This window comes from Lactiplantibacillus dongliensis (assembly GCF_005405105.1).
Classification (GTDB): Bacteria; Bacillota; Bacilli; order Lactobacillales; family Lactobacillaceae; genus Lactiplantibacillus; species Lactiplantibacillus dongliensis.
Map to the genome: position 1 here is coordinate 88,132 of NZ_BJDK01000009.1, position 17,163 is coordinate 105,294.

Annotated in this window: 16 protein-coding genes; 6 read left to right on the top strand and 10 right to left on the bottom strand. The window is 44.3% G+C overall.

What is annotated here, in order from left to right; translation table 11 throughout:
* Nucleotides 1-43: 43 nt before the first annotated feature.
* The 5 genes from FFM80_RS04775 to FFM80_RS04795 form a co-directional block, all read right to left on the bottom strand.
* Entirely contained in the window at nucleotides 44-307 is a 264-nt protein-coding gene (locus FFM80_RS04775; protein WP_137639759.1) for a hypothetical protein, read from the bottom strand.
* Between the two features lie 52 nt (nucleotides 308-359).
* Nucleotides 360-1,145, bottom strand: a complete 786-nt coding sequence (locus FFM80_RS04780) for a Cof-type HAD-IIB family hydrolase (RefSeq protein ID WP_137639760.1) — start codon at nucleotides 1,143-1,145, stop codon at nucleotides 360-362.
* Nucleotides 1,146-1,297: 152 nt separating this feature from the next.
* Nucleotides 1,298-2,665, bottom strand: a complete 1,368-nt coding sequence (locus FFM80_RS04785; RefSeq protein WP_171001039.1) for a HAMP domain-containing sensor histidine kinase — start codon at nucleotides 2,663-2,665, stop codon at nucleotides 1,298-1,300.
* A complete protein-coding gene (locus FFM80_RS04790; protein ID WP_137634396.1) occupies nucleotides 2,658-3,350 on the bottom strand; it encodes a response regulator transcription factor in 693 nt (230 codons plus the stop codon). Before FFM80_RS04790 ends, FFM80_RS04785 begins: the two co-directional genes overlap by 8 nt.
* 643 nt (nucleotides 3,351-3,993) lie before the next feature.
* A complete protein-coding gene (locus tag FFM80_RS04795; protein ID WP_223877297.1) occupies nucleotides 3,994-6,543 on the bottom strand; it encodes a YfhO family protein in 2,550 nt (849 codons plus the stop codon).
* Nucleotides 6,544-6,996: 453 nt separating this feature from the next.
* Between FFM80_RS04795 and FFM80_RS04800 the strand changes: the two genes are divergently transcribed.
* Nucleotides 6,997-7,989 carry a glycosyltransferase family 2 protein gene (locus FFM80_RS04800; RefSeq protein WP_137639763.1) on the top strand — a complete coding sequence of 331 codons (993 nt, stop codon included), beginning with the start codon at nucleotides 6,997-6,999 and terminating at the stop codon, nucleotides 7,987-7,989.
* Nucleotides 7,990-8,015: 26 nt separating this feature from the next.
* On the top strand, nucleotides 8,016-10,016 hold the full coding sequence (locus tag FFM80_RS04805) for a hypothetical protein (protein ID WP_137639764.1): 2,001 nt from the start codon (nucleotides 8,016-8,018) through the stop codon (nucleotides 10,014-10,016).
* Between the two features lie 111 nt (nucleotides 10,017-10,127).
* On the opposite strand, the gene FFM80_RS04810 is transcribed toward FFM80_RS04805, so the two are convergent.
* Entirely contained in the window at nucleotides 10,128-10,403 is a 276-nt protein-coding gene (locus FFM80_RS04810) for a hypothetical protein (RefSeq protein WP_137639765.1), read from the bottom strand.
* 214 nt (nucleotides 10,404-10,617) lie between these two features.
* Here FFM80_RS04810 and FFM80_RS04815 point away from each other — a divergent pair, with 214 nt between their 5' ends.
* A complete protein-coding gene (locus tag FFM80_RS04815; RefSeq protein ID WP_137639766.1) occupies nucleotides 10,618-11,193 on the top strand; it encodes a TetR/AcrR family transcriptional regulator in 576 nt (191 codons plus the stop codon).
* A gap of 443 nt (nucleotides 11,194-11,636) precedes the next feature.
* On the opposite strand, the gene FFM80_RS04820 is transcribed toward FFM80_RS04815, so the two are convergent.
* Together FFM80_RS04820 and FFM80_RS04825 are read right to left on the bottom strand one after the other, a co-directional pair.
* Entirely contained in the window at nucleotides 11,637-12,197 is a 561-nt protein-coding gene (locus tag FFM80_RS04820; RefSeq protein WP_137639767.1) for a hypothetical protein, read from the bottom strand.
* Between the two features lie 169 nt (nucleotides 12,198-12,366).
* The gene (locus FFM80_RS04825; protein ID WP_137634403.1) at nucleotides 12,367-12,771 is read right to left on the bottom strand and encodes an aggregation-promoting factor C-terminal-like domain-containing protein; all 405 of its coding nucleotides are present in this window, start codon (nucleotides 12,769-12,771) and stop codon (nucleotides 12,367-12,369) included.
* A gap of 298 nt (nucleotides 12,772-13,069) precedes the next feature.
* Between FFM80_RS04825 and FFM80_RS04830 the strand changes: the two genes are divergently transcribed.
* The 3 genes from FFM80_RS04830 to FFM80_RS04840 all read left to right on the top strand — a co-directional run bounded on the left by FFM80_RS04830 (nucleotide 13,070) and on the right by FFM80_RS04840 (nucleotide 15,715).
* A complete protein-coding gene (locus tag FFM80_RS04830) occupies nucleotides 13,070-13,531 on the top strand; it encodes a PTS glucose transporter subunit IIA (RefSeq protein WP_137639768.1) in 462 nt (153 codons plus the stop codon).
* A 343-nt stretch (nucleotides 13,532-13,874) separates the two neighbouring features.
* Complete coding sequence (locus FFM80_RS04835) at nucleotides 13,875-15,161, top strand: NEAT domain-containing protein (RefSeq protein ID WP_137639769.1); 1,287 nt, start codon at nucleotides 13,875-13,877, stop codon at nucleotides 15,159-15,161.
* The gene (locus FFM80_RS04840) at nucleotides 15,158-15,715 is read left to right on the top strand and encodes an NEAT domain-containing protein (protein ID WP_137639770.1); all 558 of its coding nucleotides are present in this window, start codon (nucleotides 15,158-15,160) and stop codon (nucleotides 15,713-15,715) included. Before FFM80_RS04835 ends, FFM80_RS04840 begins: the two co-directional genes overlap by 4 nt.
* Before the next feature lie 311 nt (nucleotides 15,716-16,026).
* Here the strand turns inward: FFM80_RS04840 and FFM80_RS04845 are convergent, their stop codons facing one another.
* Both FFM80_RS04845 and FFM80_RS04850 read right to left on the bottom strand, forming a co-directional pair.
* Nucleotides 16,027-16,656 (bottom strand): chloramphenicol acetyltransferase, encoded by a 630-nt coding sequence (locus FFM80_RS04845; RefSeq protein WP_137639771.1) that lies wholly within the window; start codon nucleotides 16,654-16,656, stop codon nucleotides 16,027-16,029.
* A gap of 44 nt (nucleotides 16,657-16,700) precedes the next feature.
* Nucleotides 16,701-17,084, bottom strand: coding sequence for a GIY-YIG nuclease family protein (locus tag FFM80_RS04850; protein WP_137639772.1), 384 nt, complete (start codon nucleotides 17,082-17,084; stop codon nucleotides 16,701-16,703).
* Nucleotides 17,085-17,163: the final 79 nt, after the last annotated feature.

A 17,163-nucleotide genomic window follows, 5' to 3' on the forward strand; every position in this document is an offset into this window, starting at 1 on the left:
ATAATCAAAAATCTCACCGATTAAGTTCGGTGAGATTTTTGATTTAAACATTAAGATCCGTATTAACTGTCGTCGATTCAGTTGGGTTAAAGGTCCAGCCGTCTTGCCGATCTTGTTCATAGACCATTTCAATCACGGCTCCCGTTCGCATATTGGTGAAAATAAATTTAATTTCACCGGCATTCCGGGTAGCATAGCGCACAGTCATGCCATTGGTATCATCTTTGCGAATCACATCGACCGCAGCCCCTAACTTTTCACCAGTCTCATAAAAACTTTCCATTTCAAACCCACGATTTGTGGTCATCCTGCCATCTCCCTTAAGTTCTGTCAGATTCATTATCGCAAATATTACCAGCCTAAATCAACTTAAAATGTTGTAAGGCGGCGACAATACCGTGATCATCATAACGACGGGTGACATAGTTGGCCTGTTGTTGTACCGCTAAATCCGCATTGCCCATTGCGATTCCAACGTCAGCGGACTGTAGCATCGAAATATCATTATAACCATCGCCAAAGGTATAGACGGGGATGGCGGCTAAGTTGGCCTGGGTCTGTAACGTTGCGATACCGCTGGCTTTAGTCGTCCCGTTAGCGACCACATCAATACAAATATCAGAATTACGGTAGAACGTTAACGTTGGAAACTTCGCTCGTAGCGTCGCTTCCAGTTGTTGACCAGCTGGGGTCTCATCGATAAAGGTTAAGGCTTTCGTAATTGCACGCTGCTGAAAATAAGTGGCATTAACGGTTGGTAACGGCCGGTGAATTCGTTGATAGTTTAACCGTACCAAGTCATCAATCTGACTAATAGCCATACCGTCATGATTTGAGACCGCAAAGCTAATGGCATTTTCAGCGGTCCAAGCAGCTAGCTCACGGAGCACGGTGGCCGCTAAGCTATCTTCGAATAATTGGTCGCCAGCCAAGTAAACGTCGGCACCATTTGCACTGACGATGGCATCGAATTGGCCAGTAGTCATAATATCGGCAATCTCAAAGCGATCTCGACCGGTAGCAATCACGGGTAAACAGTCGTTGGCCCGCAAAGCTTGCAGTGCTTGTTGATTCTCAATTGAGAGTTGTTTGTCGTCGTTTAATAGGGTCGCATCAAGATCGAAGGCGACGATTGCTTTAGTCATAATTAGTTTCCTCCAATAATTAAAGGTTCTCTTCTAATATCGGCTTGAATGCAGTCACCGTCAAGTCTTTTTTGTGATCGCTTACATAAACTTGTTCAAGTCAAAAACACCAGCATTACGGATTTAATCCATATGCTGGTGTTTTTGGAGGCCTATTTAGTTGCCAAGGTTAATGTGAAGACCGCGCCGTGTGGCTGGTGATCACTAATGGCAATTTGGGCGTGATTCAAAGTAACGAGCCGACTGACGATGGCGAGGCCTAAGCCAGTGCCGGGAATCTCTTGCGACCGGGCTTGGTCGACACGGTAGAAACGTTCGAAGACTTTAGCTTTGTGGTCATCATCAATTCCAGTACCAAGGTCAGCAATTGCCAGGGTTGGGTGGCCATTCACACGACTAGTGGTTAGGGTAACGGGTTGATCAGCCGGTGAATATTTGTTGGCGTTAGTCAAGAGGGCCACTAAAATCTGTTGCAGACTATCTAGGTTGATCATCGCCATTAAGGGTCCGGCGGTTAAGTCTAACTGTAACGGCTGGCTAATCTCAGCTTGATAATTTTCGACAGTCTGTTGAACGACTTGATTCACATCCAACGGTTGCCGTTCAATCGTCACGTGATCCATCCGTGAGAGTCGCAGCAGACTTTCAACTAACGTCTGCATACGGGCTGATTCTTCATCGATGAATTTTAATGATTTCGGAATGATTTCCGGATGTTGTTCACCACGGCGATTAATTAAGCTAATATGGCCACGAATCGCCGTTAACGGGGTTCGTAACTCGTGGGAAGCATCCGAGACAAATTGATGATCGCGCAAGACTTGCTCATTCAGTGATTTTAAAAGCTGATTGATTTCGGTACCTAAATCATGAATTTCATCGGGGCTATCCGGTACGGGCAAGGCTTCATGGTACGAAATATTGGCACTATGATTGATCTGCTTAGCAGCAGTCGTCAAGCTGGCTAATGGTTTATTCAAGCGGCGCGCTAGCCAGGCGATGATAAAGTAGCCTAACAAGCTACAAAGAATTAAGACTAGGACTAACACTTCTAGAATCAGCTTAAAGATATGTGAAACGTCTTGAAAGCTGGTCCAAGTTTCATAGTAAATATGGTCTGATTTCATGGAAGCGCGGTAAAGAAATCCGTATTTTGGTAAGTACCAGACAGATCTCAAGATTGGCATTTGGTAAGCGTCAGCTTTGAGAAACTTAACGGTCCCTTTGGAATAAAAGGTATGCGCTTTGCGTTTCGGAATATTCGTCTGCACTTTAACAAAAGTATTTTTCGTATTGATTGGACTGTTGATACTCCACCGGTTCCAGTCAGGTTCATCATCAATAATGGAACGATCGAGACTTTTTGTCAGCGCTCGAGCTTCGTCGACCCGATTACGGGTTAAGCGGTAGCCGACGACTAATGAAATACTAGTGCCAGTGATCAGGACGATTAGAAGCATCATCCAAGTAAATGAACGGGTGATTTGGGCCACGTTCGATTTACCGCGTAGATTAAACATGGGCATCATCTCGCAAACAATAACCAACGCCACGGACCGTATGAATGAGCTTACGATCAGCTTCAGTGTCAACTTTATGTCGTAAGTAACGTACATAGACATCGACAATATTAGGTTGCCCATCAAAATCAATGCCCCAGACTTCATCAAGAAGTTCATCTCGGGACAAGGTCTCGCCGGCGTGTTGCATGAGTGTTAATAATAAGTCGTATTCACGCTGGGTCAATTGGATTAAGTGATGGTTACGATGCACTTGGCGGGCCTTAGTATCTAGCTCCAAATCAGCGAATTGATAAACGGCCTGGGTATGCTTAGTCTGATCCGCATGGCGTAAGATTACCCGGATACGAGCTAAGAGTTCTTCGGTATCAAAAGGCTTGGTAATGTAGTCATCAGCGCCACCGTCGAGACCCGCCACTTTATCACCAACGTAATCGCGGGCGGTCATCATGATTACCGGCAGGGTATCGTGCTTACGGATGCGACGGAGAACCTCTAAGCCATCCATTTTCGGTAACATCCAATCCAGAATCACGAGGTCTAAGCTGTCTTTTTGTTCCGTGTAAATGTCATAAGCTTGCTGGCCATCTAAAGCGGTCACGACCTCATAATCTTCAAAGGTTAATTCTTGTTGTAAGAAGTCAATGACACTGGCTTCATCATCGACCAATAGTATTTTTGCCATGCAGACACCACTTTCTAATTTCTCTACGCTTGGTGCTAGTTGGTTTAAATTGCCACTCTGGTTGGTCCAGAATCGGCTGGAACGTGGTGGCCACGTTTGTGAGCCGAAGAGCGGTCTCACAAGCCGGGCTTTGACTAACCCGGAAAAATCCCGGCTAAGTCAAACGACACCACTGAGCCAATTCTGGCCCGCCCGCCGTTAGTTAGTCGATATTTATAAAATGTTCAATCAACAAATTTGGCTGAGAGGTTGGTTCCTAAAATGCTCAGCCGTGTCGTTGGCCTTAGTGCAAGTGGGCTGCTCGGACTAAGGCCAAGGCCAGTTTTGAAGACCGGGCTTTAGCTTCAAAATGGGCCTTGGCGTTCCAGCGTTTTAGGACCCAACCGGCAGGCGATAATTTCAACTAGCATCAAGCGTAATTTCTCTTAATTTCAGTATAACGATAATTCGTGCCTTGAACCAATTATTTTGATAATAAAATGATTGATTTATGCTTGGGGCTAGTTGGTTTAAATTGCCACTCTGGTCGGTCTAAAATTGGCTGGAACGCGGTGGCCGCATTTGAAAATCTTGAGTGTTGGCTTTTACCACTAATTTTATAAAACAATGAAAAGCCAGGCCAACTATCAGCCTGGTTTAAGGGTTAAACAAGGTGTTGTTTCTGGCAGTACCAACCATAGGCAAGGTAAGTGATTAAGCTTAGTAACGAAAGGGTTGCCCCAAGCTTTAAGCCAGATACCTGATAATGCAGGCTAATGGTTTGTTTGCCATTACCAATATGAACTAAAGTCAGACCGTTCAGTGCCTTTTTAGTCGTGGTAGGTTGGCCATTCACGGTTGCCGTCCATGCCGGATCATAAGGAATTGCGGTATACAACCAGTTTTGCATATTGGGGTTATACATCGTTCCCGTAACGGTCGTATTAAACCCAGTGGCACGATAAGTGGGAACCCAGGCACTCGTTTTTAACTGTTGGCTAACTTGTTGGAACTGAGTTAGATTCAAGCTTGCAAGCACCACTTTAGGCGTTAAGCTTTGATGTTTTGTCTTGAAGGTCAGTTTAACGGTCTGACCTTTGTTGAAGTTGCCTAAATCTAGTAACATCTGATGCTCATTGGCATCAACGTTTGGCGCAATCAACTGCCCATTGACGCGGAAAGTCGTGTATTTGGTCGTGCCACTAATATCATCGTAATACAGTGGTCCGGTCGCCTTAATCTTGATGGTTGTGGTATGCAAGTTATGGTACATCAGTGCTTGACGATCAATGGTGACCTGGTCACTAGCGATCGTGGCGGTCACAAAATAAGGTGTTGAACTTGGTCGTAAACTTTGTAAGCTATTTTCTTGGTTGGCCAAGGCGTGGGTTTTCATCAATTGAATCTTACTGAAACCATGATTGACAGCAAAGCCCATCCCTAAGTAACTCAGATTAGGTGTTGTCTGAGCTTGTCCATCTCGTTGTAGCATGATGTCATTCTTAATGCCTAATAACATGCCACTGACGGGGGTTAAACCTTGTGAGCTAATGCGCCGCGCATTCTTGCCAAACAGACCTAATGATTTCAGCGTCTGCCAAGTCGTCTGATTCAAGGTCGAGCTGTAATAGTTAATATCATGGAAGTTGAATAATAACGGATCATTATAGTTATTATATTTTTCCTGATAAGCTTTATTGATCAGCGTATTTGAATTGTCGACTCGATAAAGTTGACCATCGGGATCGTTAACGGCTGACATCTGTTTATCTTCCGTTTTATAGGCTTTTTGATAAATGGTCTGATTTCCAAATTGGGTGGTCCGCATACTTAGCAGACTATTGGCACCCATTTCACTCATCATTAGACCGGTAAGTAACACCGTCCGAACCGTGCGTTGGGTGGCGAATAACACTAAGCTGGTTAACAGCACATAGCCGAAGCTAAGTAATAACGCGTTGCGAGATACCGGCGTTTTAGCCGCGCGATTGGCCAACCAACCGATTACCAATAGCCCAGCTAGCAGTGTCGGTAACCCCCATTGCCACTTACGTGCGATTTTTTGTGGCCGGGCCTGCCAAGTAGCGAAAGCTAAGCTAATCAAGACGAAGCTGAAGAAGAAGGCATCTCGGAAAGGAAAGCCTTCTGGTTGTTGAAACATGTGCCATACAGTATCTAATAAACGGATGCCCATACTGAGCAACAGTGCGATGACTAAACTTCCAGCATGCCATTTGTGGGCTTGGCTAATATCAGGATGCACGAAATAAGCTAAGGCCAACAAGACCACCGCCGTTGTACTGAATAAGGTAGGGGCGTGAACCAACCGATCAGCGTAGGTATTCGCCCCAACGCCTAATTGGCTTAAAATATCTAAGCCGTACTGTGGGACTGGTAAGAAGTTCGTCATTGAATTGGCACTCTTAGCGGTTTGTAGCATACCAAATACTGTTGGAATCAATAGAAATAAGGTCGTGACTACGCTTAAGATACCAGTTAAGATCGCTTTACCAACGAGGGTTCGGCGTTGTTTAAAGTCAGCGCTAAAAGCTTGACCAGGTGCTTTAGTCTCAAACCACATATAAATGAAGTAATAAACGACGAATAAACAAGTCATATAACCAAGATAAAAATCAGTAACAATGCTGAGCCAGAGCCACCAGAAGAAACGGGCACTACGCCCAGTCGCAAGCAGATAATCTAAGCCGTCCAATACTAAAGGTAGCCAGATTAAAGCATCAAACCACATCAAGTTAAAGTAATTCAACGCGACAAAGCCACATAGGCTAAAGGCGACACCAAAAATAGCGGCTGACCAGCGTTGTGAGTGGTAGTGGCGTTGTAAATAGATTGTCATCGTTATGGCAATTGCGGCGACTTTTGCCATTAGAAGCACTGTGATTCCAGTTGGTAAGTTAGCCGCTGGAAACAACAGGATAATCAAGTTAAATGGACTCATTAAGTAGTAGGCCAAGGTTGGGACCACGCTACCACCTAGGGATTGTGAGAAGGAATAGAGCTGAAAATTCTGATGGAGTAAAGCGTAGCGATAGGCGGTGAAAAAGGAGAGATATTGTGTGCCCATGTCACTGATTAATAAATTATGGTTGCCAAATGGGGTGATTTGTTGGTGCCACAAGACGGTACTAATCACTAATAAGGCTAAGCTACCGGCGATTAATGGGCCGTGCCAAGTTGTTTTAATGTGTTGCATGAGCTGGACCCCCAGTCAGATTAATGAACGGTGCGGCGGTTTAATTTTGTCAATGCCCAGGTGTTTTTATAAGTTGTTTTTTAATTACCATAAGTGACGGTCAAGAATAATTCAATTAATGACACAGCTTTGTTAAGCCAACTTTTTTGAGGCTGAATTAACGCCGGCTTACTGTTGTTAATTGGGCTGCATGCGTATAATAATGACAATCTTAATTAATATTGGGGTATTAATTAGCTTGTATCGAGAGTTGAACAACAAGTTTGATTATAAGTAATCGTCAAGTTCGGGACCAATTAGAAAAACTAAACCGTTTCTGAAAATTTCTCAGATTAAGCCTTAATTAAGGATTTTGGTTAATGGCGAGTGTCTTATGGATTTTTAGACTTATCAGTCGGTCATGATTGATGAGCTGAGTGTGGGTTAAGTATCAGAATATGAGGGGGCGTTAACATGGCAGCACCACGATTAACGATTATTGTTCCGTGTTATAACGAAGCGGCGGTCTTACCTAAATCGTCGCAGGTTTTAGGCACAATCCTAACGAAAATGATTCAAAGTAAGCAGGTTAATCCCCGCAGTCAGATTTTATTCGTGGATGATGGGAGTAGCGATCAGACTTGGACGTTGATTCGGCAATTAGAGCAGGATAATTTAATCTTTAGTGGTTTAAAATTCAGTCGCAACTTTGGTCATCAGAATGCGTTAATGGCTGGCATGCAAGTGGCTGGCAAGTTTGCCGATGCGGTGATTACGATTGATGCGGACTTGCAAGATGACCCGCAACTGATTCCGAAGATGGTTACCCAGTTTGACGACGGTAACGATATCGTCTTGGGGGTGCGTAATGATCGGAGTAGCGATTCGACGTTTAAACGGTGGACAGCCGAGACGTTTTACAAATTAATGCGGCAGATTGGGGTGCAATTAGTCCCAGATCATGCCGATTTTCGTTTGTTGAGTCACCGGGCTGTGCAGGCATTGATGCAATATTCAGAGACTAATTTATTCTTGCGAGGGATTATTCCACAATTAGGCTTACCAACGAGTAAGCTCTTTTATCGCCGCAAACCACGCTTTGCTGGTGAATCAAAATATCCATTTAAGAAGATGCTCGCGTTTGCGCTAGATGGCATCACGTCGTTTTCAATTGCGCCGATTCAAGCGATTATGGTGTTGGGGATTGGGGTGATCTTGATTAGTTTAGGAATGTTAATATATACGGCAATTCGATTCTTTACTGGCAATGTCATTAATGGCTGGACCTCATTAATGATGAGTTTGTGGTTCTTAGGTGGCATTCAGTTGATTGGAATTAGTGTCATTGGGACGTATATCGGGAAGATTTTCGCCGAGGTTAAACACCGTCCGCGCTATATTATTGAGATCGATGACTATTCTGCCGCCCAGCAGCCGCAGTTAGTGGCTAAGTCATCACGCGGTTAGACCGGATGTCACGGGTGGTGAAAGCCGTGAATTGGTTAGCAGCTGGCATCTTGTGCTGGGCAGGACTGTTCGCCGCGCTACAACCAATTCACTTTTTTGCCGATCAAGACTGGGTCCAACCAGCGGTAATGGTCTTGCTAGTGCTGGCATTGCTAGTTATTTTAAACGGGTTACGGCGGTGGGTGACACGTTGGTCAGCGATAACGTATCGGCGCGTCTTAATTGGGGTGATACTTTTAATTGGGGTGACCCAATTAATTGTCGCGTGGCAATTTGTTGATGTGGGCCGTGCCGATGCTTACTTTGTACGCAACCAAGCCATTGTCTTAGCACAAGGTCGTCATCACTGGAATGACTACTTCCTGGTATATCCAAATAATGTCAACTTTACGTTATTAGAAGCGGCGTTAATTAAGCTCGGCTTGAGTTTGGGTCTTCAGACACCATGGGTAGCACTTAATATCAGTCGTTTTTTGTGGCTTGATACCGGCTTAGCGGCTGGTTTAGTTATTATCAAGCACTGGCAGCGATGGCAACCGGGGGCTTTGGCGTTAGCCGTGACTTGGTTGTTAAGTGTGCCCATCTATGCGTTTGGCCTATTTGCCTATACGGATGCACTAGTGATGCCACTAACGGTGGATGTTTTAGCGCTAGCGTATCTGGCTAAACGGACGTTTGGCTGGCGACAACTGGTGTTAGGTTGGCTTGGTTTAGGCTTAGTTGCGCTGGGCGTGGCTATGAAAGCCAACTTAATCGTGTTATGGCTGGCCTTGATACTGAGTCTGATGGTGGCCGTTTGGCAACAGTGTGTCACTTGGACTTGGTTAGTTCGCGCTGTGGTGGCACTTGGCCTTGGCATTTTCGGCATGCAACTCTGGGCGCATCAAAGCGGCTATCAAAAACAAGCCGCGGTTGCGTTGCCCACGACGAGTTGGCTGGCGATGAGTTTGAATCCTAAGCTGGCCGGACAATATAATGCTACTGACATGCAGCTGATTCGCCAACAACCATCAGCCGCTAAAAAGCAACAAACTGCACAAAAGCTAATCAGGCAACGCTTAACTAAAATGGGTGTCTGGGGTAGCTTAACTCATTTATTCGCTAAGTTTCGCGTCTTTTGGGCAACTGGTGACTTTGATAGCTTCAAGTTAACGACGCAATGGTTACGAGCGCCGACTTGGTATTTGCAAGGACAACGGGCTTGGCAATTCTGGCTGGTCACTGGGACGCAGGTGGGGTTCCTAGCGTTACTATTAGGCAGTATTTGGACCTTAGTCACGCCAAGCCATTACCGCTTTGGCATTAGCCTACTGGCATTAATGATCGTCGGCCTGACCCTATTTCATGTTGGTTTATGGGAAGTTGAAGCTCGCTATGCATTACCATTATTGCCAGTTTTGATGCTACTGGGAATTAACGGCTGGATGACGATACCAGTGTGGCAGCCCCAACGGCGAAAGCTAGTGAGTTGCTTAGCTGGATGGTTGACAATTTTCAGCTTTATCAGTATCTTGCAAACCAGTCAAAATAGGTCTCAAACGAGTCAGATTGTGGCTCGCCAAGGGAATGGGGCTTATTTTACCGCCACCAGTCAAGCTTTGCAGCCTGGACAAACCAAAACGTTACTGATACCAACTAGTGGTGTCAGTAATCAGGTCCAATTGTTACCGGTGACTAAAAAAGGTCGGGTCTGCTTGACCATTAGTACTCGGCAAGGACTGGTGCGGCAAGTGACCGGTACACCAAACCAGTTGGCGCAGGTCACATATCCGCGAACGGCGCAACGTCAACTATATTTACAACTTAGGAATATCGGTCAATCCGCGGTGAACTATAGTGTCGCAAATGCGAATTATCAGCAAACGACGGGTCAGCTTCTCAAACGACCACAAGCCAGTTGGCGGTACTATATCGTGAATACGCATGCGGCAGTTACATTAACCCGTACAAGTACGATTGGGTTAATGCTAGGAGCTGTTCTGGTAGCGGTGTTAGGCAGTGTGTGGTACCGACCACGCGCTGATTAATAAAAAAGTCCGTTTCAACATCAGCTGTGGGTGATGTTAAAACGGACTTTGGCTTACTTGGAGATGATCGATTACGTTTGATGCTGGACTTAGTTTTTGTTGCTAGTTTAATTAAGCGGTTTTATGACTACTCCCATTAGCGTGCCGGTAGCCAAAGTAGAACTGGATGGCGGCTAACACAACGTTGACCCAATTCAGTACTTGGAACCAAGTGGCTAAACTGGCCACCGAGGTTGCGCCATAGAAGACCCAGAAGCCAATAATAACAGCAGCCACATTGATCCAGGCAAATGTCTTTTGTAGTTGTTCATTATCCAGATCGAACCACATCCAAATGACGTTAACAACAAACCAAATTGCTAAAATCCAAAAAATCCATGTGAACATAATACTTACCTCATTTCTCACTTAGATTTGAAAGCGCTGACCCATCTCGCTTTCAACAAGACCATCATAAGGCCAAGTCACGGGGGCGTACACTAGCAAAATGGTGACAATCGTTGGCTTTCGGACAATTATCAGACAAAGTGTTCGAAAACCAACGTTTAATTTGAAAGTGACTGTGTTATGCTAGAATTAACAAGCAAAAGCGAGGCGTAATATGGTTAAAGATGTCCGGAAAATTAAGACGGAGCGCGATATTCAACAAGCATTATTGACGTTATTAACGCAAAAGACGGTGCGACAAATCACGGTCGCTGATATTTGTCAGACGTCGTTAACAAGTCGTTCGACCTTTTATGCACATTATATAGACAAGTATGATTTATTAGAAAACATGGTCGCGGTTCATACAACTATGTTTGCCCAACAGGTTCATGTCCGATTTATGCAGATGATTGATGGGCAGATTGATGAACTCGTCCAAGGCTTATTGGCGGATATGGCAGATAAACGGCCGGCGATTCAAATCTTATTTACGATTCACGAAGACCATGCTGATCTACAAGCAAACTTTCGGTCATTATTATTAAAAGAATGGCAACGGTTTATTGCGCCTTATGGTAACGCGATGCAAGTACCCGCGGACCTGATGGCAACGATGGGAACCAATGTGCAAATGACGGTGCTCGAATGGACTTTGGCGCATGGCGACGTGTCAAATGCGGCGGTCGCTGATGCGATTGATACGATTCGTAAAGCAGTGTTGCTACAGATTCAACCAGCGACAAATTAAAAATCGTTTTTCAGAAAGATTATTTCCTGAAAGATCATTTTTATGGACGGCGCTCAAATCAGTAATGAGAGGCAAGCTAGAGGGACCAAAGTCGCAACTAAAAGGGCGATACTAACCAGTACATCATTCTTAGTTAATAGGTGGTGAAGCTTTTTTATTATAATCATCATAAACGCAACTTCTTTCTATAAATAACTATTGTGACCATTTGTTAAACAATCTACTCGTATTTGATGACCTAAGTATACGCAGTTGATGAATTGGTTGCCCCTTATGCCGAGTGAAGGTTATCTGAGAATTTGTCAGATTAATTTCAGGAAAGCTTACTTTTGACCTTAGATCGGTAAGACTGTGCATGCTAATGTTTTGAGTTGTCCCACAACCTGAACACACAAAAACCGACTTGCCACCTTAACGGCAAGTCGGTTTTTGTGTGGAATAACTTATTGAGTGTGATTGAGCGTGGTTAGATTCGTTGGCATTTGACGGACTTTTTTCATGGCGTGGTCATGATTAATCTGAGCAACGATTTCAGTTAGGTTAACTGTTTTCGTCTGATCATCCCGAAACGAGTGGACGACAAAGCTGTGATAAGTCACGTTGCCTCGTGGGTCGAGCTTAAACCAGTTGGGCTCTAATTGTTTGGCTTCAGCTTTGATATGTTTATCCGGCCAGACGAGATACTTTGCCTGCGCATGATAAATTTCAACTTGCCAGCCACGGCTAAAATCGGAAACTTCTTGCCAACGCTGAATGTGCGTGTATTTAATGCCGTAGTAGATAATACTACTATAGCGTAAGTCTGGATGGCGCTTTAATTCAGTCATGGTTAATTTAGCAACTGGCTTAGGAGTAGTAATCTTTTTAGGTTGCTTGTTAGAACTAGCGGTGGCTGGGTGAGTGGTCGTTGGTGCCTTTTTTGATCCAGCGACTAATAGACCACCGCCAATTAAAACCCCTAATAATAGTAGGAAACCCACTATTTTTAAAATTCGTTTGGTCATTATCATCATCACTTTCAAGGGCTCTTATGCGTATCGCTATATCATAGCGCAGTTGTTAGTTCATTAGCAACTGCGCGGAGCAGGAGCAAAAAAAAGACGACCCGCCGCCCTAAAGGCAGCCGAGTCGTCTTACTGTTTTATATGTCAGATTTGTAAGTGCTGATTTGGTTTAATACCAGTGATGTGCTTGCCAGAATTTCTTTGCATGTGTCCATGAACCATAACGGCCGCTAACGTATTTGTTAGCCATCTTTTCTTGGTTGACGGCGGAGTAGTTACCATGCAAGTAAGCGCGTAATAATTGGTAACGGCCGTAACAGTTCCCGTTGCGTGCTGTGTAACTAAAGCTTGATTCACGGTAGGCAATCCAGTTTTTAGCGGCTTTTTGTTTCTTAGATAAGCCAGCATTGATTGCTTTAATTTGCTTCTTTTGTTTGGCAGACAACCGGGTGGCAGCTTGAGCTGTTGTGGTTGCCGTTTGTGGTAACACGTCGGAAGCAACATTGGTCGTTAAGCCAAAGCCCATTCCGAACAATAATAAGAGTGCTGCTAATTTTACTTTGATTTTTGACATATAGTTTAAAAACTCCCCGTTAATTAATCGCTACATACTAAGATACACGATTAATGTTGCAGTTGTATTACTAAGCAGTTACGCGTCTATCACAGTTGATTACAATTGATTGAAACGATTTAAGGGCTAAATAATTATTTTGACATTAGTGGCGACTGGCTAGCTCTCATTTAAAATACCATTTGACTTGAAACTCGTTCGATATTTTATAGTGAAGGTGGACCAAAAAGCAAACGGTTTAAGTGTGAATCAGGTGGCCACCGATACGCTTAGCTTAAGTTAGTGGAGGTAAAGGATCATGATGAAGTTATTTCAACGTAAACACCAAATGCAGTTAGTCGCCCCAGTTAATGGCTTGTATGTTGATTTACGGCAAGCCGGGAGTCAAGGTGCCAGTGTTGGCTTTGCCGTGGAGCCGATGGTCGGTGAGGTGCAAGCCCCAATTGCCGGGACCGTGACGCAAATTAGCGCCCAGCGGTTAACCTTGATTGCTGATCACAATTGCGAAGTGACGGTGCAGTTAGGTCAGCCTGATGGTCACGCTGAAGCGACCGCTTTTAATTGGTTAGTCGCGGTGGGAGACTCGGTGGCACCAGCAACTCAGCTAGCTACGATGGCTATTGACTCGTTGCATGCCGCTAACCAGTCAGCATTAGTAACTTGTCTTGTCACTAATCGGCAACCAACTGATTTTGTTATCGAGAAGACCGGGATGGTGAGTCATGGCGACTTGATGGAAAGTTTTAAGATTAAAAATTAACGACTTAAATATAGGAAGTAACTAACACAGCTTGGTTCACTAGCATCAATAGTGAACCAGGCTGTGTTAGTTTTAAAAGCCAGTGAACAATCTTAAAATCCCGTTCTAATCGACATTGAGTTTAGTTATCAGGCTATAACTCACATTAAATGGTTAGCTGGTTGAACCAGATTAGTCAAAGTGCGGTAAAATTAAGTCGAGGGCGAAATACTCGAAATTGTTAGATTTAAGATAATTCCATTATTAAATGAAAATAAATATAATTTAGTTATTAAAATAGGGATAAGTTGTGGTAAAATTAATCTTGAATTTGACAATTATTCTATTTTAGGAGGAGTTATAAATGCAGTTAAAGTGGATCAAGGTTTGGCTTGGGGGTCTGATAGCGCTCATATTGGCGTTGGTAAATGTAAGCGCTATGCAGTCAGTGCATGCTAGTACGTTGAAGGATGGGACGTATAACGTACCAGTTTTATTGATGCAGGATGGTAATGGCGCTCCTAGTGCAAACCCTTCGACGGCACAACCTTATTTTGCTAAAAGTGCGACAGTAGTTGCCAATAATGGGACATATCAAGTAACTATTGCTACTAGTGATCAAAAAAAGATGATGCAGGGTGTGACTGTTAATGGGCAAAGTGCGTTAAGGGACAATAGCGTTAGTTTCACCCTTTCTGAACCAACAACTAATGTAAAGATTGCATTCGATTTAGAGATAAATATGCCAGGAATGCCTAAACCTATGAAAAAGACGGAATCAGCATGGCTAGTTTTCGATTGGAGCAATGTACCGACTGTCACGGCACCGGCAACTTCTGAAGTAAATGAGGGAACGTCACCAGTTGTAACAACGCCGACAAAGGACAATACTACACCGGCAAAGTCAGCTGATTCGACACCGGCTACTTCGTCAGCCCCATCATCAAGTAGTACTAGTGCCAAGACTAAGACTAATGATGCTAAGAAGACCAGCACTACACCAACGACCAAAGCTACTACAACTAAAGCTAAAACAACGCGTTCAGCTTTAGATACAACTGGTTGGACCTATGAAGTTTTACAGGCGGACAATAATCAGGTTTCTGCTGCTAATAAGTTTTATACCCATGCCGCTAAAGTCACTAAGGTTGGGAATCACTATCAAGTTCAACTAACGGTTAAATACGCAAAGAACTCGGGGATGCAGGCACGCGGATTTAAACCAATCACGACTGATGGTGAAGCCGCTCAGAATGTGGTTTATGGGACGAGTGGTAACAATTATTTGGTGACTTATACGTTTAACGTCAATAAGTTAAGCGACTTGAACCAGCTGATTAAAGGCACCGTACACGTTGCGGTACCAACGGTTGGGATTAACCAAGACTTTACCGTTCGATTCAAGTTCAGTCATCAAGGGACTGCGGTTAATCATGCGGCAGACAGTGCCCAAGCTGTTCCAACTAGTAACAAGACGACCAAAAACGGTTCAACTAATGGTGATACGGCGGATACAGCCACTGGGAATCATCATGGCAACTTGCCACAGACCAGTGAACGGCGTACCGTTTTGGCTAGTGTATTAGGACTCGTCACGCTATTGGCAGTGAGTGGCGCAGTTATTTATCGGAAAAGCAGGGTGATGAAATGACGACTAAATGGCTAATGACCGCTGGTGTACTGGGACTGAGTCTCTTTGGCCTAACGACTGGTGCGCAAGCTAAGTCCGTTAATTATTCAGCATTAAAATATGGCACTAATCAGTCATCGATTGCCAGCAAATACTTTGTCAAGCCGGCAAAAGTGGTTGTTAAACATAAGAAGTATGTGGTGACGATGCATTTGAAGACGGCCAAGTCGCTGGGGAAGTATCCGGTGCAAGTCTTAAAGGTGAATGGTGCCAAGCCACAGCATGTTCGCAAAGTGCGGGATAAAAAAGGTAATTCGAATATTTACTATTCCTTTACGACTAAGAACTTGAAGAAAAAAATAACGGCGAAATTATCGATTAACGTCTTACACGTTTATAAAGCGACCCATGCGATGAGCTTCAAGTTTAAGGCATCACAGTTGCCTAAGTTGAAAGCCCACGTCATCACGAAGGCAGTGGCCACGTCTACCAAGGCGACTAAGGGAACTAGTCTAAAAAAAGGACGCACACTGCGGCCAGTTCTTCAGCTAAGTCAGCCGCTAGCAGCAGTGTAACCAAAGTCAGTTCCAAAGCTAAACCGAGTGCTTCAGCTAGTTCTAAGTCGACTAGCCAAGCCCAATCACCAACGACAACGCAAGCTGATGGTGATCAGGTCAATGCTAAGTCCCAAAAAGGTAAGTCAGTTAAGCCTGCCAAGCACCAGACACCAGCTACTAGCGAGTCTCCGGATAAACCCGTTTTAATGGGTTCCGTTGCCGGGCTCCTGGTTGTTGTGGGTGGTGCTAGCTGGATAGCACTACGGTCACATCGGTATTAAGCACACTAAAAAATCCGTTTAACTAATTAAATTAGCTAAACGGATTTTTTAGTGTGCTAGTAATTTTTCCGGTTGGTTAAAAGCTGCTTGTAACTCATTGAAAAAGCGACTGACATGTATACCGTCAGCGGTCGCGTGATGAATCGTGATTGACAGGGGCATCGTCGTCTTTTGCTGCTTAGTGACGAATTGACCAGCTTGAAAAATTGGGAAAAAGGTCTTCAAAGGTGTCATTGGTAAGGGCGTGTAACTACTGAAGTTAACCCAAGGCAGGCTACCAATATTGACTAGGTTAGCGGACTGCGGGGCTTTTGGCATCGGACCAGCGCTATCACGATAAGTGCGCACATCAGCCAAGTATGCTTGATTAAAAACTACAAAGTCGGCATCATAAGCTGTCCATAGATTAGCCATGGTCTCATCTGCATGCAAAACAGTATAGCTCGGATGTAGGACGTCAAAAGTCACTAATTGGTCGTCGACATAACCCACTCGCATTTCTGGGTGCTGCGTCAACAAGCGACTGACTAAGTAGAGATACGCAGGATTAAACTTGAAGGCATGGGCTTTGGTCCATGCTAAGGTTTTTGTGATGTCTAAGTTGACGGTCAAGCTAAAGCCAGTGGGCATCAGCTTAGTAAAGTAATAAAAGTAATCGCGCCGTGGCCATGTGATCATAGCACCAGGTCGCTTGGTCGATGGGCGTAAACGCAGTGTTTAAGTCAGTCGTCATGTTGAACATCCTCCCAATCTTTGGGCCGGCGATTGTAACCTTGGTCATCGAATGGTTTTAGCTTAGCTAGCCATTTTAACTTCAGCGTTTTCAACGTTTGTCGCATATTAGTGACATCGGCAGTTTCAGCTTGCCATAAAACGGTGTAGTCAAAATCAGTCGGTGCTTGTGAATTCCAATCTAATTGCAAGGGTGTGTCACGGTAGAAATTCTTATCCAGGTTAAGCTGGTAAAAATGCCAGCGATTGTGCAGATTGGCCGCAGTATCAATAAATATCTTTTGATTACGGCGATTCTTAATTTGAATCACTCCATAGTAAGTTGGCGCTAATTTGTAAGCGGCGCGTAATTGTTTCTTGTGTTCAGTATCCATATTAGAGCCTGTTTTAAAACTAAATATTTTACCGGGTTATATGCATGATCATTCGTATCATGATAAATGCGGTGAAAAT